Raw genomic sequence first — 23,376 nt, forward strand, 5'->3', positions numbered from 1 at the left:
CGACACCGATCATTCACGATGGATCAGCGCCACGAGAATTCTCACTCATGGCATATCGTAGCTCAGCAGTTCCCACCGCTGAATCCGTTTGGACGGCTGCGCCATTGATTGCTCAAATTCAAACCTATACCACACGATGCCGACATTCGGGACCAGCCAGACATCTGTTTGTTCACTTTCTTCCAGGCCCGCCCAGCGTCGCTCAATCCAAAAGGTGTTCGGGTAACTGTGACCCCGCACCGATACATTGACCGGTCCGGAAACAGTGGTGGTGTCGGTAAGGCTGTCACCTGAGACCCAGGTGAGGCTGGTGTCTATCGGCCATAGGATGGACACCATTGTTCCAAACAGGGATTCGATGTCCCACTCAAGCTTTATAGTGTCCACGGCCATGGCAACAATGTGAGTGTCCGGCACGGCCTGGTGACCATAGCGAAAAACCCAGATCGTGGCGGAATCACCGGTAGCCAGTAAGGTATCACCAACCACAACGACATCAACCGAGTCTGAGACAACCGTAGTATCGATTCCGTTTATCTCGGTCTTCTCGTAGTCATAGGTCCAAATGGTGCCGACCCGGTGTGGAAATGTGACTGTCGGCTGGCCGTTGCCGGTGGACACACCGTCATCCCCGCAACCTGCAAGGGCCATTAGCATAACGGTGACTATCAGTAAGCACATGTTCTTCATCACTGGATCCTCCGTGTTGTCTGATCTCAAGACTCTGTGTCCTCGCCGGAGCACCTCCCCGGGCTACAGGACTACAATACGGTTTTCGCCCAGCTAAGTCAAAAGAATCTCAGGTAAAACAAACCGGTTCCTCCCTGGTCCCACGCGGGACCAAGACCCGGCAGGCAAGTTCCTCCGGTTCCTGCGTTCGCCGAAGGGGAGCGTGTGAACCGGAGGTCTCAAAGGCTGCTCTTAGACAACGCTTTAGTGATAATCGCAGGGTCACAACCACGCCTAGGGCGTGGTCAGGAACCTGCGAAACCACATTATCACACAGCCTGGGGTCGAGGGGTGTATCAGAACAGGTACGTTGCAGGATGTGTCGAGATTGTTGAATCAGCCTCTGTCTTTATGCAGAACGCATAGGTCGGTCTGATCAAAGCCAGGAATAATATCCCGAACAGCCACCAGATGTTCACCGTTACAAGCAGTGAAACCAGGTTCACGGCAATCAGGGCGAACAGCATGGCGGCTACCTGAATCAGCTTCAGGTCGAGGATGCTGAGCTTTTTCAGACGACCGTTGAAGTACTGAACCATCCGCATCACCATCACATCCCAGGGAAGCATGTTGATTTGCGCAGATTATTCAGTAGTGAGAATCAGGGTAGTGACACGTATGTCCCGTTGCCCTTACATGAATACTTGATCTTGCCCTCACGGGCCAGCCAGCCCAGAGCCTGATAGGTGATCACCAGTTTCTCGCTAACGATATTGGGAACGCGAGAGATGCTCACTTCGCCTCGTTCGGCCAGAGCTTCCCAGATCTTGCCGGCGGTTTCTCCGACTTTTGTTTGCATATCTCCCTCCTTGCCAGAGAGTTCTTTATTCTCTTGTGCTACTTCGAACCACGACACGATTGTCTTTATTATGTCGGTTGGTACTGCAGATTTCATAAGTATGAATAGCGCCCGAGGCCTTGCCGGGTGGCACCCATCAAACGGGTCTCGCGCGTTTCTGGGTGGCATCCTCAAAGTCGCTTTGGGGGTGGTTCTTACTCGGATGGATTCCCGCTCCACACAAGGTTTGCGATAGCCACCCGAGGCGGCAGATGCAAGTTCCTCCGGTTCCTGCGTTCGCCGAAAGGGAGCGTGTGAACCGGAGGTTTCAAAGGCTGCTCTTACACAACGCATTAGTGATAATCGCAGGGTCACAACCACGCCTAGGGCGTGGTCAGGACCCTGCGAAACCACATTGTGACACAGCCTGTAGGTTTGAGCCGGACACCCGAGGCGGCAGATGTGGACATTTGCCGGGCACGAAACTTGACGTAACGGGACCAATAAAGCCGGGTTTTACAAACTACAACAGAATGGCCAGCTTGCCGATCTGGACACGACCGTCGGGTGACTCCACCGTCCAGTAATACCATCCACTCACTGCCAACTGATGATTCTGTGTCACCAGATGCCAATCATGGTCGCGCGCGACCGGGTCGGCAGGATCGAAATCATGACGAATCTCACGCACCAGATCACCGTCGGGAGTATGGATTCTTATGATGCACTTGGGCGGCAGGTTGGTGAAGTGAATCGTATGTACGCGGTACTTGGGAAGGTCCGAGCGCGTCCGCAGTTCATAGCCCTTGTCTCGAAAGCCCGCATCGCCACGATACGGATTCGGATAGACATAGACATTGCCAAACTCGCCGGACGCTTCGGCTTCGGAGTTGATAGGGTACGCTTCGACCATAACATCGGTGATAACTGTTTCAAGAGCGTCAACCCCACCGGTGGGCGAGCCGAAATCGAAAGCCGTGACGCTCACCCAATAGGGTACCGTTGGCAGAAGATTCTCGATAGTATACTCATACTCAAAGAACTTCAGGCTACTATCCTCAGTGTAGTAATCGTCGGTCAGTTCGTCGACAGGTATCCCTCTGGGGTCCGGGGCTTGCGGGAAGCGTTTTCGAATTGGCATGTCTTCCGGGTATTGAGTCGTATTGAAATCGTGCGGGACGAAGTAAAACACTGAGTCACCGAACTCCCGGTGGAAGAAGGGTCGGCTGTGGGGGTAATGGAGAGGGTGGAAGCTTGAATCGTCGCACGGATTAGAACCGCCGCCGTATAAACAACGCAACTCACGGAGCGTGAATGGAACATCCATCAGAACAAAACCGGGTTCCGGGAAACCGATTTCGTCCACACGTTCGTTGTCCCAGGTGTAGCGGTCGTAGTTTTCACGGTCGTACGATGCCACCACAGAGAAGCTTGCTTTACGATTGTCGCGTCCGATATAGATACGATAACCTTCGAAGTCGGCAATGCCCGAAAAGACATCCTTCTCGGTTTCGGATCGCTGGCCGTTAATCCGGACGTGTAACCCGCGAACAGTCGGCGTGACCCAGAACTCCGGGGCCGGTGGGGGCGACGCACCTCGAAAATCCGGAACGCCGTCGCCCCGATACCAAAAAGTGTCGGCTTCGGTCAGGAGCCATCCACTGTCAGACAGCGTCGATTCCACACCACACACTCTGAACTCACCCCGATAACCGTCATTGTCGGTGTCATAGCCGGGGTTATCATATATCCAGCGCGCCCACCTGGCATTGAGCGCCAAATCAGAGAAGTCGACATTGGAGTAGTACTCGTAAGGGCGGTCAGGCAAATTGTCGGCATTGAAAAGGTCGGAGTGGAAGTTTTCGCCCAGCACAGTCGCAAAGGAAAGCGGAAGCGAAGCGTATGGACCCACCTGGAAGGGACCATACGACAACAAGTACTGCATTCCTCCCCCTTGCGCCACCCCGTCGGCAATTTCCGGGCCCGGATACGGCCATGTTTGATGGCCCGGTGCGATACGTCCGGTGCGCACCTGATCATAGTCGAACTCTTCATTGGACATGACGAAGTACTTTTCTGCATCCGTGTATGGTACTCCTGTGCCACCGCTTTCAAATCTCCTGTAGTGGTCGCGTGACTGAGGGCCAAAGTCAGTCCCGCCCCAACCCCATGTCCACCAGTTGTACGAGAGGTCCCAGTCGGCGGAGGGTGACCGCAGGATTTCAGTACCGGCGACGCTAAAGATCGACCGACTCAGCAACCATGTAGCCCCCCCGTACCACAGCCGTTCGGCTCGATATAACCACCTCCTCGGTGGGACATACTCATACCAATCTCCATCGGCGTCGGCCGCCCAGGCCAGGTTAAGTGTATCATCAAATTCGCAACCCCGGTGCGATGGGAAGGTGCGCAGAAAACCACAAATGTCGTCACCGTACCCCCCTGCGAAGCCTACGGAGGAAGTCACAAATAGTCCAATGTATACATCCTTTAGCGGTCGGTAATCCATGTTTTCGATCTTGAGGTCGTACAGCACAAAGTCCTCTGCGTATTGGTAAGACCAGGCATACGATTTTTGAGTAACCTTGATGCCTATCGGTTTGGGACGCCGTGAGCCCCACGCCCATCGGTGAAGAGACTCCAGGGTGTCATAGTAAACGGCGATAATATCTTGCTCAGAGTGAGCTCCTTCATATTCGGGTGACTCGGGGTCCAGAATCGAACGGCGCTCCATCTGTCCGGATGGCGCAAAATCCGGTGCAAACTCACTTCGCCCCCACCAGTCATCTTCACCGCTTGTCACCAGAGTATCAATTCCCACAATCGCGCCCACCCACAGGGCAGCACTATGGAGATGTTCAAGCCCCGTTTGTTTCGGATACTCGCAGACCCATTGAGGAGCATCCCAGTTGATTATTTCAAAACAACCCCCATACCCATCCCCATACCTTTCTTTCATCACAAATCCGCCTGGACGGCCGACATTTGATACGGCCAGCTTCAGTTTGCCGACATTGTGGAATGTGTTGCAGTAAGCCGGTTCATCGACCAGACTCATCCCGCTGGAAGGGGGGTTGTCCCCGGCCGGAGAGCGAGCAGATACGGTGGTGACCGTCAGCAAAAAACAGCATACGACCGCTCGGCAAAGAGCCGGAAATCGGGATTGACTCAACACGCAGGACCTCCTCTGTCTAAGTACAGCGCTCGGGTCAGTGAGGCAGGAGGTGGAACTTGCCACAGTCAGAGTCTGTAGCAACGCATGCTCAAGCTAAGGCTATAACCACGCTTCAACAAGGGATTTGTGGAGGAGTTTGTTGATTATGCAGAAGCACAATTGTGCAAACTTCCGCAATCGACTTCACGGCTGCGCCATCGCAAGGGAGAGTATTCTACTGTCTCACATAAAGATACGCAAGTCGTCTAAAGGGGCACACTAATTGCATTGTGGAAGGCATGGAGTGCTTCTTCGGTTCGTATGAGCTACCGTCCGATAACCAGCTGGCCAAGAGCGCGGTGGTGACTTTTATCATCCCGGATATCGGGATATCGTTTAAGGCGCCGTTTTCCGGAGCCAATTCGGACCATTCCGACTTTGCCTCGCTACTGGCTTTGCTCGAATTCATCGACAGTAATCAGAAGTACTTTTCCAACCACACCTACCAGATATTTGGAAACAACCACCACGTCATCAACGCCGTGAACCGTGTCGAACATCCGCCCGGTGAATTCGCCAACCTTTTGGAAAGAGCGTTGGACTACCGTTCCAAATATCGCTTCTCTCTCGACTGGGTCGCCGCCCGCGACAATCCGATCTTCGATCAGCTTTTTGATTGACGCCATCATCCTGCCGGGAGTATAATCATATATGATAACTCCCCGGACACTGAGGACCGAGGTATCCGCCGGTAAATTTCATCCCGCCTACTATTTTTTCGGCGCCGACGACTACCGCATTGTCGAGGCACAGAAATTTCTGGTCCACAGTTTCATGCCGGACATGCTGAAACTGACCAATTGCCGCAAGATGGATGCTCGTAAAGCTTCATGCACCGAAGTACTCACCGAGCTGGCCACCCTGCCAATGCTTGGTGAAAAACAGGCCGTGATTGTCTCGAACTTTCAAAGCTACAAACCGACCGAAGTCGACAGAATCCTGAAGATGCTCACACCAGCCGACCCCAACCGTCTGGTCATCCTGTCCTCTCCGGTGGCCAAGGCGCCCAAGAGCAAGTCCGCTTTCATCAAAAAGATGAACAGTCTGGTGCAGGTAGTCGAATTCAAGAAGATTGCCCAGGAGGACGTGAAGAAAACGATTCGCAGTCGGCTGCAAAAAGTCGAAATAGGGATTGAGCCCCAGGCTTTGACCTTGCTCTCGGCGTTAGTGGCTGGTAATCTCGGGCCGATGGAGGCTGAGATTAACAAGCTGATCAACTACAAGCAAGCCGGCGAAACGGTGACCGAGGAAGATATCTCATCGGTCTGCTCCGGTTATGCCGACTACAGCATATTCGCGTTGGCCGATGAGATCGTGGCCGGGCGAACACAGACGGTGCTCAAGATGATCGACGGGTTGATTGCCGACGGAAACGCCCCCTTTGTCATCGCCTCACTGTTGCAGGCCCATTTTATCAGCCTCTACCTTGTCAAGAGCGGCAAAAAGCCGTTGGGCAATCGGAGTTTCCTGGTTGCTAAGTTTCGTCAGCAAGCCGCCCTGTATGACCAGAGTCGCCTGGAACGGATTATTATCGAAATCGCCGCCACCGATGCCGAGTTTAGAAAACAAGCCCTAAGACCTGAGGCGGCGCTTGAGATTCTGGCCCTGAAAGTGATCGGCGGCAAGTTTTAGATGGATGAAACTTCTCCGGAAGAAAAGGCCGGATCGCCGGTAAACAAAAGTGAGGCCGCCACCAGCGAGCGCAGCCTGATTGAGGCCGCACAAAACGGCGACCAGAGAGCTTATGGCCTGCTGATTCGCAGCCACCAGAAGCGGCTGTTTCGATTTGTTTACGGTTTGTTGGGTTCATTTGATGCAACCGAGGATATTGTGCAGGAAGCATTTGTCAAAGCGTATCAGGCCATCGACCGGTTTGACCTGAACCACAGTTTCTACCCCTGGCTGGCCACCATTGCCCGCAACACTGCCTTCAACCTGTTGGAACGGGAGCAGAAAAAAGAATCGCTGGAACAACTGCAGGAAAAAGGCTTTGAGCCTGAGTCAACTCAATTGGGCCCTCTGGAGAATCTCTTGAACGATGAGACGCAAAAGAGGTTCTATCAAGCGGTTAAGGCATTGCCCGACAAGTTTCGCGCAGTGTTTGTGATGCGTCATTTTGAGGACCAAAGCTACACCGAGATTGCCACCTTGCTCAAAATACCGCCCGGAACGGTCGACTCGCGATTGTATCGCGCCCGCAAGATGCTCGTAGACAGTCTGAAGGACCTGTTGTAAAATGAACCACGGATACTATCAGGATAGACTCTCGGCCTACTTCGATCAGGCTCTCACCGGTGAAGAGATGCAGATGATCAAAGAGCATCTCACGTCTTGCGCCGAGTGTCGAGCCCGGCTGGATGATCTGGCCCGGTTAGACAGCCTGATCGAGGACAAGGCCGGACTGGGTGAGTCCGATTATTGGGAAACTGCTGCCCGCAAGATCGAAGACCGACTCACTGTAGCTGAGGAATCCAAAGTAACCGTTGTTCGTTCAGGATGGTTCGGATTGGGGTGGAAACTGGCCGCGGCGGCGGCTTCGATTGCGGCCTTGACCTTTGTCGCCCTGCATGAAGGAGAAATCCGGGATACCGCAATCAAGTCCGATGAATCCTCAGGGATCGGGAAGACAAGTCCACGCACTATCATGGCCCCACCGACACCCGACACCGGGCTCCTTGAGGCGCGAGATGAGATCGACGCCGTCGGCATGACCGACGAGTCAGAAGTAACGCCCGAGTCTGCGGCTGAGCCGGATGCGCGTAAAGCGGCACCGTCCGACGAACCGGCGGCTCCCCCGCCCGTTGATGTTTCGGCGGAGAGTGATGTGATAACAGAACTCAAGGATGCAGAGGCCGCCGGGCGAGGTGTCGACAAAAAACAGAAAGCCCCGTCCAAATCTGAGGATGTGACGTCAGCACTCGAAGCGGATGAACAGCCGGCTGAGTCGGTCGATGAGCTACTGGAATCAGGAGCTGGTGTGGTTACCGATGCCGATGGTGATGTTTTCATCCGAGGCGGCCGGGCTGGAGAGGTCGTGTATATCGTTGACTCTGCACCTCCAGACTCAGCCAGGAAGGAGGTAGCTGATACCTATCTGACCACCTCTGCCACCGATTCGCTTCGCTACACTCTGGACCTGGGTCTATCCCGGGACGTGGATGGGCCGTTGGACTTCCCCGGTTCAAAAGAGGCCTACCAAAACTACCCCACAGGCAGTATCGATCTATCGGACATAGCCGTAATCCCCCCGGAAGCCGAAGCAAAACCGGATACGACTAAGAGCCTGGACGACTGGCGAGCGGTGCGAGATTCACTGCAACCGTATTTCGCGGATAAGCAGTTGGTATATGGCCTGAGGGCACAAAAGTCTATAGAAGCCACGGACGGGTCGGCATCGCCACCGGCTTCCCCTGCCCCCGTAGTCGACACCGTGGTGTCACCCAGGCAACTGGAACGATACCTGGAAGCATGTTACAAGATTGCCGAATTGACCGACCGAGAAAGTGAGTACGACAGCGCCTTGGTCGTTATAGAGAAACACGCCAGAGACAGATACTCACCGGCACGGCATCGGGCCCGTCATTACCTCGACCTGATCGATGAGCTTCAAGAGTAGTAGCCTGACGGTACTGGAAACCCTCTGAGTCTGAAGACTCAGAGGGCACAAGGAACTACGCACCGGACTCCACCTCATGGTGAGCGGAGTCGAACCATGAACGCTTGGTAAGATTCACCCTTCGACTCCGCTCAGGGTGAGGTGGGTACTCCGCTCAGGGTGAGGTGGGTACTCCGCTCAGGGTGAGGTGGGTACTCCGCTCAGGGTGAGGTGGGTACTGTCTGTTCACGTTCGTCGGTGGTGTTGGGCGACCTCGCCCGACACCGGTAAGGCGACAAGTCGCTTCCTTGGGCTTGGCGCGTCGTCACTTTCTGCCAAGCCGTTGCCGGGAAGTCCTCGGGTCTTGTATTAGTGCTGTCAGGCCAGTCGCCCGACAGCCATAATAATCTCATGCTGATTCCCGCCTGTAAAACGGTTGAACTTCCTCAGTTAATCCACGTACCTTATAACCAGAGACAGGCTTACCTTATCTTCAGGAGCTGTTGCTATGGAAAAACGTTTGTACCGGTCGGAAACCAACAAAGTCATCTCCGGGGTTTGTGGCGGATTGGGGGAGTACTTCGAAGTCGACCCGGTCCTTGTCCGGGTAGTGACCGTGATTCTGACCTTAGCCACCGGCGTGGCGATTTTTGCCTATATCGCCGCCTGGATTATCGTCCCGTCGCGTGAGGGGCAAGCCGAATCGGAAACTCCAGTCGCCTCAGAACCGAAATCGGATACATCGTGGCGCAAGTATCTCCCCGGGCTGGTGTTGATAGGTATCGGGGCGGTGCTTTTGATTCGTGAGAGTTTCTACTGGTTTGATTGGTCGGAGTTCTGGCCGGTGTTGATGATTCTGGCCGGGTTAGCTCTCATTTTCAGACGGGGCAGAAAGAGTGACACACAACCTGCTGCTAACAACGGCAGTGCTCAACCGTCTAACGGAGGGCCGATCACATGACGCCGGCGCGATTACGTTGGGGTACCCTGCTGGTTACGGTCGGCCTGCTGTTACTGTTGCGCAACATGGGTGTTTTCAACGATGACATCTGGATTGCGCTGCTGGTTTACTCGCCGCTGGTGTTGATCGCTATTGGCTTAGAGAAGATATTCACCCGCACCCGCGTCCAGATTGTTTCATATCTGACCTCGGCCTTTCTGCTCTTCGGCGGACTGGGTATAGCCTTCTATTCCGGGTCGGGAGGTTACCAAAGCAGCTTCTTCACCGAAAGCAGTCACACCACCCGCTACGAACCGGGGCTTAGAACCCTTCAAGCCGAGATCGCATTGGACGGTACCAACCTGACTATCAGGGATTCAGGCGATGATCTCGTGTACGCCGAGTTTGACCGCTTTACCCGAAAAGCGGTAATCACGGAACTCTTCGAGGGTAACACGGCCAAGATAGCCCTTGAGAGCAAACCGCTGGCCTTCTTCGGCGGCGCCTTAAAGATGGATATCGAAGAGGACCTGGATTGGCGGGTCTGGTTCAATGAGAAGACGCCATTGGACCTGGTTCTAACCGGCAGCGAATCCGACATGCACCTGAACCTGTCGACCACGCCGCTCAAACATTTGAACCTGAATACCGATGACGCTACTATTTATCTGAAGATTGGCGAGCTTGAGCCGTTTGTACGTATCGTCGTGGACGGCAGGGACTCCAGGTTCAAGTTGCGCATTCCCCAGTCGGTCGGTCTGAGGGTCCGTGGCTCCGAGTATCGCAGTTATCTTGAACGACTGGGCTTGATCGGCGATGATGACACCTTCCAAAGCGATGGCTATGACAGCATGAAAACCCAGATCGAGGTTGATCTGGACGAGCGGCTGTCATCTCTCTCGATAGATTATTTCTAAGCCTGCAAAGGCATAGTACGCTCCTGTAGGGGACACTCCGGTGTCCCCTTTTTTTATGTGCTGGAAGCAGGGCGGGTCCGTCCTCGCCCGCGTGCCGCGGCGTGAACCCGCCAAACCGTCAGGCTGGACGCAGAGTGGGTGTCGGGCGGAGTCGCCCAACACCACCCGGCAATATCCGCAGGCGTTGTGCCGGCCGAGTCTTCAGACTCGGCTGTAGCACTTCCGCAGCAAAAAAATGTGACCCTCTCCCCCGGCTCTGGACGTTATAATAGATAGAGACCATCGGACCGATATAGTCAAGGACGACGGAGTCATAATATGTGGTCGAAAAAAGAAATCAAACTCTCAGAAAACGCGCTGACCGTGCTCAAGCGTCGTTACCTCGGCAAGGATAAACAAGGACGCCCGGTCGAGACACCGCGCGAGATGTTCATACGAGTGGCCCGTCACATTGCCGAGGCCGACCGCAATTACTCAGGTGACGACACCCAGGTCGACAGCACAGCAGCCAGTTTCTTCGAGATTATGGCGGACCTGGATTTCCTGCCGAACTCCCCTACTCTCATGAACGCGGGGCGAGCGCTGGGCCAGCTCTCAGCTTGTTTCGTTCTGCCGGTTGGTGATTCGATGGAAGAGATATTCGAGACCAATAAGCAGGCCGCACTGATACATCAGTCTGGCGGCGGCACCGGCTTTTCGTTTTCGCGCCTGCGTCCGCGCGGTTCCATCGTTGCTTCGACGCACGGCGTGGCATCCGGCCCGGTGTCATTCATGAAAGTATACAACGCGGCCACCGAAGCGGTCAAACAGGGAGGCACTCGGCGTGGCGCCAATATGGGTGTACTGAGAGTCGATCATCCGGACATTGTCGAGTTTATTACCTGCAAAGATGACCTGGCTCAGATTACCAATTTCAACATCTCAGTCGGTATCACCGACGCTTTCATGAAAGCGCTGGCCGACGGTGGGAGCTATCCGCTGTACAACCCGCACACCGACTCCACCCACAGCGTGGACGGTCGCGAACAGACTCTTGATGCCGCGGATGTCTTTGGCCTGATTGTCGACCGCGCCTGGCGCACCGGTGAACCGGGAGTCATTTTTCTGGACCGTATGAATCGGGCCAACCCAACCTATCCCTTCGAGTCAATCGAAGCCACCAATCCCTGCGGCGAGCAACCGTTGCCGCCGTATGACTCCTGCAACCTCGGTTCGATAAATCTGTCACACTTTGTCAAAGACTCGTTGCCCTCCAATTACTCGAATGGGCAACCGCATGAAGGTATCGACTGGGAGCGGCTGGCTTCGGTAATCCGCACCGCGGTACACTTTTTGGACAACGTCATCGATCAGAACCGCTATCCCCTGGAGTCAATCAGACAACAGACGCTCAAAAATCGCCGGGTTGGCCTGGGCGTTATGGGTTGGGCCGATATGTTGGTGCAATTGGGACTACCGTACAACAGCGATGAGGCCCTGAACTTAGCCGAGCGAACGATGGCCTTTCTCCAGACAGAGGCACGCAACCACTCATCGGAGTTGGCCAAGCAACGCGGCAAATTCCCCAACTGGGAAGACTCATCATTTGCGCAAGAAAACTTAATCATGCGCAATTGCACCGTGAGCACAATCGCACCGACCGGGACACTATCGATAATTGCCGGTTGCTCGTCAGGGATCGAACCATTCTTCGCCATCGCCTACCAACGAAACGTACTCGACGGCACCCGCCTTACCGAGGTCAATCCACTTTTCAGGCAGGCGGCGCAGCAAGGAGGTTTTTACTCCGACGAGCTTATCAGCCAGGTTTCGCGGGAGGGTTCCCTTGAGAGCATTGATGGCGTCCCCGATGAAATAAAGGCGGTTTTCCTCACGGCAGCGGATATCTCGCCGGAGGACCATACTCGAATGCAGGCGGTCTTTCAAAACCACTGCGACTCGTCGGTTTCCAAGACGATCAATCTCGCCCAATCAGCCGACCGTGATGAAGTCAGGCATGCTTTTGAATTGGCTTTCAACTTAAGCTGCAAAGGAGTGACTATCTACCGCGACGGCTCTCGACCTGAGCAGGTGCTATCCACTACCGGCCCGGCCGAACAGGTGTCTCAGTCGACATCGAAAGTCGAGAAACGACCTGAAGTACTGAGCGGTTTCACTCAGAAAATCAGAACCGGTTACGGCAACCTGTATGTCACCGTGAACACCCGAAATTCACAGCCGTTCGAACTATTCGCCCATATCGGCAAGTCCGGCTACACCACCATGGCTGATACCGAGGCCATCTGTCGGCTGGTTTCGCTTGCCTTGCGCGCCCATGTGCCGGTGGATCGGATTATTGGTCAACTCCGGGGCATCGGCGGGTCCAGCCCGGTTTTCTCCGGCGGGTCAAAAGTGTCGTCGATTCCGGATGCTATCGCCCAGGTGCTTGCCGCCCATTTCGGGTCTTCTACAGGACAGCCCGTCGCACCGGATGAAATCTGCCCGGAGTGTTCGGGCGCCATGGTTTTCGATTCGGGCTGCTTCACGTGTCGCGCCTGCGGTTATTCCAACTGCTAAAACTGCCGATACTAAAGCGTAGCACGGTATCAACCAATGTGCGCTTATTATGATGGTTGAAAGATACATACCCGCAGGCAGAACCTCTCTGGTAAAGACAGGCGCCACCCCTCTGCAATTGCAGACCGAGTACGCCTACCACCCCTACCCTCGTATCACGACCACCATCCAATCTTCCGGGCAGGTGCTGCACAAAGTTGAAAAGCGTCTGGAAAAAGAGATAGGCTCCATCGAAGAGCAGCAACTGATGGAAGATATCATGAAGCGGCAACACGCCGAAGTAGAAGCAATCGTTCGCCGCCGGCCCGACCAACTGCAAACCGAAACAACCGAACGCCCGGAGGAACCACCCGGGGCTGAAACTCCGGACCCGGCTGAGACTGCAAAATCGGTCAAGGATATATTGCGCGAGGTGCCGGGCGTCGAACATATCTTCCGCCTTGAAAACTCAGGACTCTTCCATAGCCAGGCCGTTAGTGATCAGTTCAGGAAATCATTCGCTCAGGTGTTCAAAGGTCTGCAGGAGTTGCTAATGCTCTTTGATGAACTGCCCGGTCCCGGACCAAGGCGTCGTCGTGGAATCTACGAGGTGCAACGCGACCGCCTGTATCTGATCTCGGTCGGCAACGAATGCCTGTTCGTTACCGTAAACCGGGTCGATCATCAAACCGACTATGAGCAGGCGCTCAAGGAAGCTGCCTTCGGCAAATGGGGACCGGATTTCGTCCACCACGATCAAACCAACTAGGGCAGGAGCATTGCGCTGCTGACATTGGCGGGTTCACGCCACGGCGCGCAGGCGAAGACGGACCCGCCCTACACCCTGATCCAGCATCCAGTCTTCGAGTCGAGTACTGGATTCCGGGTCAAAGCCCGGATTGACAAGCAATAACGGCGGGTTCACGCCGCGGCGCGCAGGCGAAGACGGACCCGCCTCTGTCTGCCGGGTGGCCCGGACTTCAGTCCGGGTTTCATGGAGGAAGTCGTTACTGAGTGGTCTTACTCGGTCTTGAGGGCTGTCTGGAGATTGGTCTTGTCTTTGGTAAGACCGAGCTTGCGACGAATGCTCTTGCGTTGGTTGCGCACGGTTCCTTCTGAAGTGTTCAGAGTGGCCGCCACCTCTTTGGAGGACAAACCGTTTTTTATCATATTGCAGATTTCAAGCTCGCGCGGAGAAAGGGCGGAGTAACTGTACTTTAGCTTCCCGGTAAACGGCGTTGAAATCTCTTTGAGACCGGCCCGAATCCGTGCAATCAGTTCGGCCCGGTGCGGTTCGGTACTGCCGGCAAGTTGGTCCAACATCGGGAGTATGACACGGTCGATTTTGGCCTGAATCTGGAGAGCGATCTGACGCTCGGCCCCATGCTTGTCTTCGGTAGGCGGTTTTCGAAGCTCTAAAGTCGATTTCTTCGCTGTCATGTTTTCTTTATCGGCAGCTATGTGCAGAAACTGAACAGGGGGGGATAAAAGGTAGGTGATTCAGACGCATCAACCCCCGTGGAACCTGATAAGGCAGGAGACCGCCTAAAAACTACCGAACAACCCGCTTCACCAAACCGCTGGTCGAACGGCCTCTGGTCAACCGGACGCGGCGGACACGACCGCCATAAGAGCGCACAAAATCGGCGCCGACGATTTCGGAAATCTTGTAGTCGGCCCCTTTGACCAAAACGTCCGGCTTGATCTGACCGATCAGTTTGTCGGGTGTGTCTTCGCCAAAGATAACGACATAGTCGACAGATTCAAGAGCCAACAGGATCACCGCTCGGTCGGTCTGTTTCTGCAGGGGTCGGGTTGGTCCCTTGATTCTACGCACTGAAGCATCGCTGTTGAGCCCAAGGATCAGGACATCGCCGAACGACCTGGCTTTGGACAGATACTCGACATGCCCACGATGCAGGATGTCAAAAACGCCGTTGGTGAAAACGATCCGCTGGCCGCTTCGTCTCAAACGATTCGACAGCGCTGTGATTTTGGTTCGGGGTATCAGGTTCTTGACCGGCATGCTCTGAACATCACCCGCCGGAACCGGCCGTGATGAGATTGCCGTTTTTGACATTGAGCAGTAGTTCGTGCCTCAGTTGCGCCGGTGTGACACTGGCCGTGCCAATCTCACCGATAGTGCGCCCGGCTGCGGCGTTGGCTACGACAGCCGCCTCGACCAGATCGGCCCCGGCGGCGACGGCAGCCACGAAAGTGGCGATAACGGTATCACCGGCGCCGGTAACATCGTACACCTTGCGCGCAAACGTAGGAATGTGGGTCGGTTCGGCGCCGTCCTGAAACAACGACATACCATCCTGACCGCGCGTGATCAATATCGAACGGGCTTCGAGTTTCTTGAGCAACCCGGCCCCTACTTCCATAAGGTCGGCCTCGGTCCGAATCCGACGCCCGTAGGCAAAGCCCGCTTCGTGATGGTTGGGCGTAATCAGCGACACCTGGCGATAATTGAAGAAATGTGTTTCCTTGGGGTCAACCGCGATGAAGATATCCTTGTCCAGGCATATTCGGATTACTTTCTCAAGCAGACTGGCCGTGATGACACCTTTACCATAATCCGAGATGATCACCGCCCGGATGTCGTCGGCCCAGGAGGCGAATTTACTTAGAACGCGCTGCTCGGTCTCAGGCGACAACTCGTGACGGTCTTCCCGGTCGGCCCGCACCACCTGTTGGCCGTGAGCTATCACCCGGGTTTTTATAGTGGTGTGCCTGGTTTCATCGGAGATTATAGCGTCGGCGGTGATGTCCTTCTGTTTGAGCAACCCGTTCAGCTTGGACGATGCTTCATCCGGCCCAACCACGCCCAACAGAATCGGCTGCTCGCTGAGAGTGCGGATGTTGGCTGCCACGTTGGCCGCTCCGCCCAAAAGCTGCTTGCTGGAGGTGATTTCGACCACCGGCACCGGTGCTTCGGGTGAGATCCGGTCGACAACGCCAAGCAAGTATTCATCAAGCATGATGTCGCCCAGGATGAGTATCTTGGAGCGACCGAGATTCCCGATGATTTGTTCGATTCTTTCGTTAGTCAACGGCATTTTCTCACCTTTTTGGCTGCCTGTGTCATCCCTGCGAGGCCATTTAGCCTGATTTAAGGTTGACTTAGCAAAGGAATATATTAGAATGCGATGTTTTGTACAAGCTAAGAAATCCTATCATTTGAAAAAAAGGAACGATGATAAAATGCAGCAACACCCGCAGCAACAGATTAAAGTGGAGTTGGGTGACACCGAGGCCGAGGGTATTTACTCCAACATGTGTATGATCATGCACTCACCAACGGAGATAGTATTGGACTATGCGCGCGTCATGCCCCGCTCACAAAAAGCCCGCGTCCTGGCACGAATAATCATGACGCCGATGCATGCGAAGATGATGTTGCAGACGTTGGATGACAACCTGAAGAAATTTGAAAAGCAGTTCGGTGAGATCAAGATCCACCGGGGTAAAGAAAAAAGCTCCAATCCAATCGGCTTTGAGTCCGATCACTCAGGCAACAACGAGGAGAACAAGTGAGCCAAGGCTACTTTGCATTTGTCCTGCACAGTCATCTCCCCTACGTTCTTTCGCACGGGCGCTGGCCTCATGGTACCGATTGGCTAACCGAGGCGGCGGCCGAGACCTATCTGCCGATTATTCGGATCATGAACGAACTGGTAGGTGAAGGCGGTCATCCCAAACTGACCATCGGACTGTCGCCGGTGCTGTGCGAACAGCTGGCCGACAATTCGTTCAAAGATGAATTCGTTTACTATCTTAACCACAAGATCAAGGCAGCCGAATACGACTCAGAGGAGTTCTACCGATTCGGCGACAACACCATGCTGGCCACGTCTCAGTATTGGGAGACGTTCTATCGCGATACCCTGGAGCACTTCGCCGGTATCGGCCAGGATATTCTGTTTGAGTTCAGAAAACTTCAGGATGCCGGCTATCTGGAAATCATCACCTGCGGCGCAACACACGGCTACTACCCGCTTCTGGCCCGCGACGAGTCGCTGCAGGTTCAGACCAAGATGGCCGTGCGCAATTACCAACGACACTTCGGGCGCGACCCCAAAGGTATCTGGCTCCCGGAGTGCGCCTATAGACCGCGTTACGATTGGCAACGCCCGCTCGGCAGCGGGGTAGCTACCGAGCCGTATCCGCGTAAAGGAGCAGATGAATTCCTGACGGAGAACGGCCTGGATTTCTTCATCATTGATTCGGCCTTGCTGAAGGGGGGGAAATCGGTCGGCGTTTATATTGATCGGTTCGACGCCCTGAAGACCTTGTGGGGTCAGTTCGAAAGTCAGTACCAGCCACGTAGTGAAGCTGTGGACAGGACGCCGCGTGAAATCTATCTGGTAAACTCAGCCCCGGAAGGCAAAAAGCCGACCGCAGTGTTTACGCGCGATCCGGAAACCGGGTTGTTGGTATGGTCAGGCGAACACGGATACCCCGGCGACGGTGCCTATCTTGACTTTCATAAGAAGAGACATCCCGGTGGACACCGCTACTGGTCGGTCACCTCGGCCGAGGCCGACCTGGCCGACAAGAAACCATACTATCGCGAAAAAGCGCTTCAGCGCATACCTGAGAACGCCGACCACTTTGCCGGCAAAGTGACTGAGATTCTGACCGACTACACTGATAGCGGTGGTGAGGACGGCATCCTGGTGGCGCCGTATGATGCCGAGCTTTTCGGACATTGGTGGTTTGAAGGCCCTCAGTTCCTCAAGCGGGTGCTGCGCCATATTGACCACAGCGCCGATGTCGAGTCTACTTTTCTGCACGAACACCTGGCCCGACGGAAACCGACCAGTGTGGTATCCATCCCGGAAGGCAGTTGGGGACAAGGGAACCATCACTATATCTGGCTCAACAAACATACCGAATGGACCTGGAAACATATCTACGAAGCGGAAGACACGATGTGCGAGCTGGCCCGTCGCTGGGCGTCCGGGACCGAAAGGCAGGACGCCGAATTGGAGGCTGTCCTGAAACAGGCTGCACGTGAACTCATGTTATTGTCATCCTCGGATTGGCAATTTTTGATCTCGACCTGGTCGGCGCGGGATTACGGTGAACTCAGAATCAGCGAACACTTTAACGACTTTACGCGACTGGCGGCCATGGCCGAGAAAAAGCTCGCAGGTTCTCCGCTGGACACCGGTGACACCGAGTTCTTCAAAGAATGCTCAGCCCGAGACTGCTTATTTGATGACATCGACCTGGAATGGTTCGCCACCGTGGAGTATCCTGCGGCACCCTTAGTGCGGAGTTGAACGGTCTGTCACATGTATTGAGAGACCTGGGCTTGTTGTGTGGGAATGCCGCGCTCCCTTTAGTCGTTCGCAGTGACGACGAGAAGTAATACTTCAACAAACCTCCACGTTATTCACAAGGTATCCTCAGGTTTTCCGGTCAGCTTGTTTTTGGTTGATTTCCAGAGTTGATTCCATCATGGTGCTCTCATGTCAGTAGTCAAGCAACTTCAGAAGTGCCCCTTCTGCCTTGAGCCGATTATGGCTGGAGCAACCCGCTGCAAACATTGTCAGGCGGATATGGTCGCCCGAAAGAATCAGAAGAAGTCGCGGCTGGCCAGGTATCAGACATTCAGGATGGGTTTTCTGGTCGGAATGTTGTTCAGCCTTACCGTGGCCCTTTTGGCGTGGGCTCACGTTTTCTGGGGAGAAGGCTAAAGCCGGGGCTTGTAGTCAAAACCTCATCACTGCACTATGCAGGTGGTGTTGGGCGATCCCGCCCGACACACTCCTGCCTTTTCACAGGCTGTCAGGCGAGTCGCCTTACAGCACCGATTCAGCAGGATGCCTGGTATTGCTGGTCACGGCCACAGAATTCGCCGTTGAGGTGTTAAGGTTCGCCCTAATGTTCCGATTAGAAGAATAGTGTGTCATACGGCGCTATAATACGTCGCATGATGTGATTGAGTCGTGATTTTCAGGAGCTATGAATGCATCCGCAGGCATCTGTATTAGTCGTTGATGACGAGAGTTTCATTCGACAAATCCTGTCCCGAATTGTGAGCCGCGAAGGGTACCAGGTTCACCAGGCCTCCGACGGCAAGGACGCCCTGAAATCTCTGGCCGAAACGCCCTGCCAGATAGTAATCTCAGACATTAAAATGCCGAACATGGATGGTATTGAGCTGCTTTCCGAGATCAAAGCCAACTACGCCCATGTCAGTGTGATTTTGATTACTGCCTACGCCGGGGAGTACTCCGTCCAGGACGCACTGTCGGCAGGGGCCGATGCCTTTATCACCAAGCCCTTCAAAAATGTCGAAATCGCCGAGACGCTGCGCAATGTATTGGTCAAGAACCTACAGCGTCAACAGAAAGCAGCGCAGACTCCAGAATCTACAAGTCCCAAGTAAGCACAGCCATCAGTCTGACCTGCCGACCAACACCGTTTCTCAACAACCCAGAGCCGCCTGACACCGCCCCCAGACCGGGTTTGGGGCATCTGCCGCCAGCCTAAGCAAATCCCTAAGGTTGCCGACAATAGCAAACAGGGAATCAAAGGTGGGTGACGCCAAGGCTTCCCTCTTGGCAAAAGTTCGCATCGAAAGAAGTCGAAGGATAGATCTGACGTGCTGAAAAGACGGGCTAATTCCAACTCCGACAGAGAGAACCTACGTGGCCGAATTCTCCTGCCTTTGGGTGTGGGGCTGGGCGTACTGGTGGCCACTTGTGTCTTCAGCCTGGTACAGGTTAAAGAAGGCCAGATTCATGACGCCATTGAAGACCATCTGGTTGGTGTGGCCGATCTGTTCAAACTCGAGGTAGCCGAGGAAGCGGAATTGATGGGCCAGCTAATCGATGTAATTGCTGCCGACGCCAAGGTGCAAGAAGCATGGCTGGCAAGGGACCGGGGATGGTTGGCCGAGGCATCGCAATCGCATCTTGTCAAATTCCAACGGGATTACCGCGTCACCAATTTCTCTTTCGTGGAACCATCTCAATGCTGCTTTCTCTGCGTTCATGAAATGGAATGCCCCGGCGATACAGTCGCCCATTTCGTGGTGAATAGGGCGGCGCAATCGCTATCCCCTGCTTTCGGCTTGGAAATCGGAGAGTCCGGCACTTTAACAGTCCATGTCGTCAAGCCCTGGTACCTTGGCGGACAACTTGTGGGGTTTATAGAATTGGGCCAGGACACCGGACCCATTACGCGCGAGTTAAACCAGGCACTCGGCGTCCAGCTTTTGATAACCGTGCAGAAAGAATTCATGGATTCGACAACCTGGACGAACGGCCGTGTAACAACCGGGCCTGCAAATGCCTGGAACCGTTTCCGCCGGTTTGTGATAGTAGAAAGTACTCTGGCCAGGTTACCGGACAATCTTGAAAACTACATGGTTGCGAACCACCGGGAACATCAACATGTGACTTTTGAGATGGAGCAGGGTGGCCGTCCCTATATCGCACGACCGTTGGCTCTTATCGATGCCGGCGGCACCGACATCGGCGACATTCTGGTAATCAAGGACGTTTCCGCTGAAAGAGCTGCCCTGTGGACTCTCAGTTTTATTACCGTCGTTTCGGGTATCGTGGTTGGAGCGCTTCTTTTCGGCTTGTTTTATATCATCCTGGGGCGCATCGAAGATAAGCTTGCGCGAACTCGCGACGACTGGAATTCCGAGATCGCAGAGCGAAAGCGCGTAATGGAGGAGTTGGCCCGCCGCAACGATTTCATGAAGAACGTATTCGAGTCACTGACTCATCCCTTCTATGTCATCGACGCCAAAACCCACCGTATCCTGATGGGCAACTCCACGACCGGTTTGGTTGGACAGCCGACCGGTATCACGTGCCACCAGTTGACGCATCATAGTCCCACCCCCTGTCATGATCCAAAGAATGTCTGCCCGCTGGTCGAGGCACGCCGCACCAAAGAGCCGGTCACGGTAGAGCACGTCCACTACGACGACGCCGGCAAGGAGCGTCTTGTCGAGGTGCACGGTTATCCGATTCTGGATAATAGCGGTGAGGTGGTTCAACTTATCGAGTACACGCTTGATATCACCGAGCGCAAGCAGATCGAAAAGGAGCTAAGAGACAGCCGTACACACAGCCGCATGATCATCGAAACGGCCAGCGACGCATATATCGCTATTAATGCTCAAGGCATCGTTACGGACTGGAATCGGAAAGCGGAGAAGATGTTTGGGTGGCTCAGCAAAGAAGCGGTTGGCAAGCCGCTCACAGAATTGATCATTGACTCGGGTCTGGGCAAGATACATAACGAAGCCCTGTCGCGCTGTGTACGAACCGGACATGGACCCATATTGAACAAGCGAGTCGAGGTCACGGCCCTTCATCGTTCCGGCCGACCCTTCCCGGTGGAATTGACCGTTTGGACGACCGGCAGAAGCCCCAACCTTCAGTTCAACGCCTTCATCGCGGAAATAACGGAACGTAAAGTGGCTGAAGAAGAGATCAGGAAATTCAAAACGATCGCTGATCACGCCAGCTACGGTGTGGCCATAGCCGGGTTGGACACCAAGTATATATACACCAATGCCAGTTATGCTCGGATGCACGGCCGTGAACCTGAGTGGTTTGTCGGGAAACGGGTGCTGACCACGCTAACTAAGTCCTCACGGAAGAAGGGGGCTCGTACTATTCGAAAACTGGTGCAGGAGCAAAAGGTCCAACCGGAAGAATTCTGGTATCTGCACAAGGATGGCCACGAATTCCCCGGCTTGATAAGTCCCGTAATGATACCGGACGCAAAAGGTAAACCGGCCTTTGTGGCGGCGGTCTTGGTAGATATCTCAGAACAAAAAAGAGCCGAGGAACAGCTAAGAGAAAGTGAGAAGCAGTTCCGTAACTTGTTCGAGCATTCCAACGACGCGATTTTCGTTCATACTGTAGAAGGTCACATTATTGAAGCCAACCAACGAAGTTCCGAGATGCTTGGCTATGACCGCCAAAAGCTGGTAACTCTGCCCATCCGTGCCCTGCACCCGGACAGCGAAAGCGAGGTTGTCGAGAAGGCCTTTGCCACGGTTGTGGAAGAGGGGTCGGCACAATTCCAATCGAGGTTCCGAAGAGTGGACGGCTCTACCATTGACGTGGAGATATCTTCACGTATACTGGATGAGGAGCAAGGTATCATTCAAGGGGTCGTGCGCGACATATCGGAACGTGTACGACAGGTGAGCGAATTGCGCAAGTTGTCGGCGGCCGTGAGCCAGTCGGCCAACCTGATTTGCATCTCCAACGCCCAGGGCACCATCGAGTATGTCAACCCGGAGTTTTGCCGAACCACCGGTTACAGTTCGGACGAGGCGGTTGGTCAACGATGGAACCTGCTCGAACCCGAGCGTTCCGAGGAAAACCTCTACGATGATATATGGGCCCAGGTATCCGACGGGCACACCTGGTCGGGAAACCTACGCAATCGGCACAAGAACAACGAACTGTTCTGGGCGCGTATGACAATCACACCGATCTTCAATGACAACGGGCAAATCGTAAACCACCTGGCCGTTATCGAGGACATCACAAATGAGATTGTAGCCCAGCAGGGTCTTGCCGAAGCGGACAAACTGTCTGCTATCGGCACTCTGGCGGCCGGGGTGGCACATGAATTCAAAAACTATCTGGCCGGCATTCTGGGAAATGCATCATACGCCCTATCCGGTCTGGACGATAACGACGGGATCGATCTGGCTCGTGAGAGCCTGGGCCAGATTGTGGAACTGGGCGAGCGAGCCAACGGCGTGGCAATGTCGTTGCTCACCTACTCAAAGGCAAAACCGGATGAAATTGCATTTGAGGATATCAGGGCTATTATCGAGAATTCGATTAGGATGGTCGAGAAGGAAATACGCAATCAATCAATTGAAATACTGACACACTTTGAAAACCTGCCGCCATTAAGAGTTTCGGCCAGCAAGATCCAGCAGGTACTATTGAACCTGATAATAAACGCCCGACATGCAATCGACTCAGATGGTGTCATCACGGTCGGTCTGGTGCGCCAGGACGATAAGGCTGTCATCAAGGTATCCGACACCGGTAAGGGTATCCCTGCAACTAATTGCTCAAGGATATTTGACCCATTCTACTCCACCAAAGGAGTATGGGGTAAGGATGCGGTAACCGGTACCGGCATGGGGCTTTCAATCTGTCGCAATATCGCTCGTGAGCACAACGGTGATCTCACCGTGGAGTCTGCGGTTGGTGTCGGAAGCACTTTTATCTTCAGCCTACCGCTCCACAGCGCCGAGGATCGTTCGGCGGCATCCTCGGCCCATGACTCTGAGCAGGCGAAACTACTGTTGTTCTCTGCAGACCAGAGTTTGATTGCAGATTACCGGAGTCAAGCAGACTCCGCCGGATTTGTTCTTCAGGTCGTCGACGATGTGGACTTGATCGGGGATGATCTCAATAATGTCGCCGCTGCGGTTATCTGTGATGCCGGGATAGTGGCCCGTGGGAAGTTGTTTAGGATGCACGAGGTCTGCCACAAGTTCGACGTCCCATTCGTGACCGTGAACTGTGGTGATGCCGACTGTCGTGAATCGGCTTTGGGAAACAACGCTTCTTCAGTGCACGAGGGAAGACCGACCCTGGATGTCATTTCGGAATCGTTGAGATCGATATCTACCCACAAGCTCAGCATTTGAAG

The 23,376-nt window shown here is 54.4% G+C and carries 20 protein-coding genes; 13 read left to right on the forward strand and 7 right to left on the reverse strand.

What is annotated here, in order from left to right:
- Positions 1-45: 45 nt before the first annotated feature.
- The 4 genes from OEV49_09575 to OEV49_09590 form a co-directional block, all read right to left on the reverse strand.
- Positions 46-693 (reverse strand): hypothetical protein, encoded by a 648-nt coding sequence (locus tag OEV49_09575; GenBank protein MDH3891319.1) that lies wholly within the window; start codon positions 691-693, stop codon positions 46-48.
- 332 nt (positions 694-1,025) lie between these two features.
- On the reverse strand, positions 1,026-1,268 hold the full coding sequence (locus OEV49_09580) for a hypothetical protein (GenBank protein MDH3891320.1): 243 nt from the start codon (positions 1,266-1,268) through the stop codon (positions 1,026-1,028).
- 62 nt (positions 1,269-1,330) lie between these two features.
- A complete protein-coding gene (locus OEV49_09585; GenBank protein MDH3891321.1) occupies positions 1,331-1,528 on the reverse strand; it encodes a winged helix-turn-helix domain-containing protein in 198 nt (65 codons plus the stop codon).
- Between the two features lie 502 nt (positions 1,529-2,030).
- Entirely contained in the window at positions 2,031-4,682 is a 2,652-nt protein-coding gene (locus OEV49_09590) for a hypothetical protein (GenBank protein MDH3891322.1), read from the reverse strand.
- 278 nt (positions 4,683-4,960) lie between these two features.
- Between OEV49_09590 and OEV49_09595 the strand changes: the two genes are divergently transcribed.
- From OEV49_09595 to OEV49_09630, 8 genes are all read left to right on the forward strand, one after another.
- Positions 4,961-5,341 (forward strand): hypothetical protein, encoded by a 381-nt coding sequence (locus OEV49_09595; protein ID MDH3891323.1) that lies wholly within the window; start codon positions 4,961-4,963, stop codon positions 5,339-5,341.
- A 31-nt stretch (positions 5,342-5,372) separates the two neighbouring features.
- On the forward strand, positions 5,373-6,353 hold the full coding sequence (gene holA, locus OEV49_09600; GenBank protein MDH3891324.1) for a DNA polymerase III subunit delta: 981 nt from the start codon (positions 5,373-5,375) through the stop codon (positions 6,351-6,353).
- Positions 6,354-6,956 (forward strand): sigma-70 family RNA polymerase sigma factor, encoded by a 603-nt coding sequence (locus OEV49_09605; protein ID MDH3891325.1) that lies wholly within the window; start codon positions 6,354-6,356, stop codon positions 6,954-6,956.
- Position 6,957: 1 nt separating this feature from the next.
- Positions 6,958-8,337, forward strand: coding sequence for a zf-HC2 domain-containing protein (locus OEV49_09610; GenBank protein MDH3891326.1), 1,380 nt, complete (start codon positions 6,958-6,960; stop codon positions 8,335-8,337).
- Between the two features lie 487 nt (positions 8,338-8,824).
- Positions 8,825-9,277 (forward strand): PspC domain-containing protein, encoded by a 453-nt coding sequence (locus tag OEV49_09615; protein ID MDH3891327.1) that lies wholly within the window; start codon positions 8,825-8,827, stop codon positions 9,275-9,277.
- Positions 9,274-10,173 (forward strand): DUF5668 domain-containing protein, encoded by a 900-nt coding sequence (locus OEV49_09620; GenBank protein ID MDH3891328.1) that lies wholly within the window; start codon positions 9,274-9,276, stop codon positions 10,171-10,173. Before OEV49_09615 ends, OEV49_09620 begins: the two co-directional genes overlap by 4 nt.
- A 318-nt stretch (positions 10,174-10,491) precedes the next feature.
- Positions 10,492-12,729, forward strand: coding sequence for a vitamin B12-dependent ribonucleotide reductase (locus tag OEV49_09625; GenBank protein ID MDH3891329.1), 2,238 nt, complete (start codon positions 10,492-10,494; stop codon positions 12,727-12,729).
- Positions 12,730-12,778: 49 nt separating this feature from the next.
- Entirely contained in the window at positions 12,779-13,477 is a 699-nt protein-coding gene (locus OEV49_09630) for a hypothetical protein (protein ID MDH3891330.1), read from the forward strand.
- A gap of 251 nt (positions 13,478-13,728) precedes the next feature.
- On the opposite strand, the gene OEV49_09635 is transcribed toward OEV49_09630, so the two are convergent.
- From OEV49_09635 to rfaE1, 3 genes are all read right to left on the reverse strand, one after another.
- A complete protein-coding gene (locus tag OEV49_09635; GenBank protein ID MDH3891331.1) occupies positions 13,729-14,148 on the reverse strand; it encodes a LuxR C-terminal-related transcriptional regulator in 420 nt (139 codons plus the stop codon).
- A 112-nt stretch (positions 14,149-14,260) separates the two neighbouring features.
- Positions 14,261-14,734, reverse strand: a complete 474-nt coding sequence (gene rfaE2, locus OEV49_09640) for a D-glycero-beta-D-manno-heptose 1-phosphate adenylyltransferase (GenBank protein MDH3891332.1) — start codon at positions 14,732-14,734, stop codon at positions 14,261-14,263.
- A 10-nt stretch (positions 14,735-14,744) separates the two neighbouring features.
- Positions 14,745-15,770 carry a D-glycero-beta-D-manno-heptose-7-phosphate kinase gene (rfaE1, locus tag OEV49_09645; GenBank protein ID MDH3891333.1) on the reverse strand — a complete coding sequence of 342 codons (1,026 nt, stop codon included), beginning with the start codon at positions 15,768-15,770 and terminating at the stop codon, positions 14,745-14,747.
- 85 nt (positions 15,771-15,855) lie between these two features.
- Between rfaE1 and OEV49_09650 the strand changes: the two genes are divergently transcribed.
- The 5 genes from OEV49_09650 (at position 15,856) to OEV49_09670 (ending at position 23,374) form a co-directional block, all read left to right on the forward strand.
- The gene (locus tag OEV49_09650; GenBank protein ID MDH3891334.1) at positions 15,856-16,248 is read left to right on the forward strand and encodes a DUF3467 domain-containing protein; all 393 of its coding nucleotides are present in this window, start codon (positions 15,856-15,858) and stop codon (positions 16,246-16,248) included.
- Positions 16,245-17,999, forward strand: a complete 1,755-nt coding sequence (locus OEV49_09655) for a DUF1957 domain-containing protein (protein ID MDH3891335.1) — start codon at positions 16,245-16,247, stop codon at positions 17,997-17,999. The genes OEV49_09650 and OEV49_09655 overlap by 4 nt, the downstream gene beginning before the upstream one ends.
- A 189-nt stretch (positions 18,000-18,188) precedes the next feature.
- Positions 18,189-18,416 (forward strand): hypothetical protein, encoded by a 228-nt coding sequence (locus tag OEV49_09660; GenBank protein MDH3891336.1) that lies wholly within the window; start codon positions 18,189-18,191, stop codon positions 18,414-18,416.
- Between the two features lie 272 nt (positions 18,417-18,688).
- Positions 18,689-19,111 carry a response regulator gene (locus tag OEV49_09665; protein ID MDH3891337.1) on the forward strand — a complete coding sequence of 141 codons (423 nt, stop codon included), beginning with the start codon at positions 18,689-18,691 and terminating at the stop codon, positions 19,109-19,111.
- 216 nt (positions 19,112-19,327) lie between these two features.
- Complete coding sequence (locus tag OEV49_09670) at positions 19,328-23,374, forward strand: PAS domain S-box protein (GenBank protein ID MDH3891338.1); 4,047 nt, start codon at positions 19,328-19,330, stop codon at positions 23,372-23,374.
- The last annotated feature ends 2 nt before the right edge of the window (positions 23,375-23,376 follow it).

The sequence above is a fragment of the Candidatus Zixiibacteriota bacterium genome, from assembly GCA_029860345.1.
Taxonomy (GTDB): Bacteria; Zixibacteria; MSB-5A5; order GN15; family FEB-12; genus JAJRTA01.

Coding starts and splice junctions, on each gene's coding strand:
- OEV49_09580 (MDH3891320.1), bottom strand. CDS start 1,268: ATGGTTCAGTACTTCAACGGTCGTCTGAAAAAGCTCAGCATCCTCGAC.
- OEV49_09585 (MDH3891321.1), bottom strand. CDS start 1,528: ATGCAAACAAAAGTCGGAGAAACCGCCGGCAAGATCTGGGAAGCTCTG.
- OEV49_09595 (MDH3891323.1), top strand. CDS start 4,961: ATGGAGTGCTTCTTCGGTTCGTATGAGCTACCGTCCGATAACCAGCTG.
- holA (MDH3891324.1), top strand. CDS start 5,373: ATGATAACTCCCCGGACACTGAGGACCGAGGTATCCGCCGGTAAATTT.
- OEV49_09605 (MDH3891325.1), top strand. CDS start 6,354: ATGGATGAAACTTCTCCGGAAGAAAAGGCCGGATCGCCGGTAAACAAA.
- OEV49_09610 (MDH3891326.1), top strand. CDS start 6,958: ATGAACCACGGATACTATCAGGATAGACTCTCGGCCTACTTCGATCAG.
- OEV49_09615 (MDH3891327.1), top strand. CDS start 8,825: ATGGAAAAACGTTTGTACCGGTCGGAAACCAACAAAGTCATCTCCGGG.
- OEV49_09620 (MDH3891328.1), top strand. CDS start 9,274: ATGACGCCGGCGCGATTACGTTGGGGTACCCTGCTGGTTACGGTCGGC.
- OEV49_09625 (MDH3891329.1), top strand. CDS start 10,492: ATGTGGTCGAAAAAAGAAATCAAACTCTCAGAAAACGCGCTGACCGTG.
- OEV49_09630 (MDH3891330.1), top strand. CDS start 12,779: ATGATGGTTGAAAGATACATACCCGCAGGCAGAACCTCTCTGGTAAAG.
- OEV49_09635 (MDH3891331.1), bottom strand. CDS start 14,148: ATGACAGCGAAGAAATCGACTTTAGAGCTTCGAAAACCGCCTACCGAA.
- rfaE2 (MDH3891332.1), bottom strand. CDS start 14,734: ATGCCGGTCAAGAACCTGATACCCCGAACCAAAATCACAGCGCTGTCG.
- rfaE1 (MDH3891333.1), bottom strand. CDS start 15,770: ATGCCGTTGACTAACGAAAGAATCGAACAAATCATCGGGAATCTCGGT.
- OEV49_09650 (MDH3891334.1), top strand. CDS start 15,856: ATGCGATGTTTTGTACAAGCTAAGAAATCCTATCATTTGAAAAAAAGG.
- OEV49_09660 (MDH3891336.1), top strand. CDS start 18,189: ATGTCAGTAGTCAAGCAACTTCAGAAGTGCCCCTTCTGCCTTGAGCCG.
- OEV49_09665 (MDH3891337.1), top strand. CDS start 18,689: ATGCATCCGCAGGCATCTGTATTAGTCGTTGATGACGAGAGTTTCATT.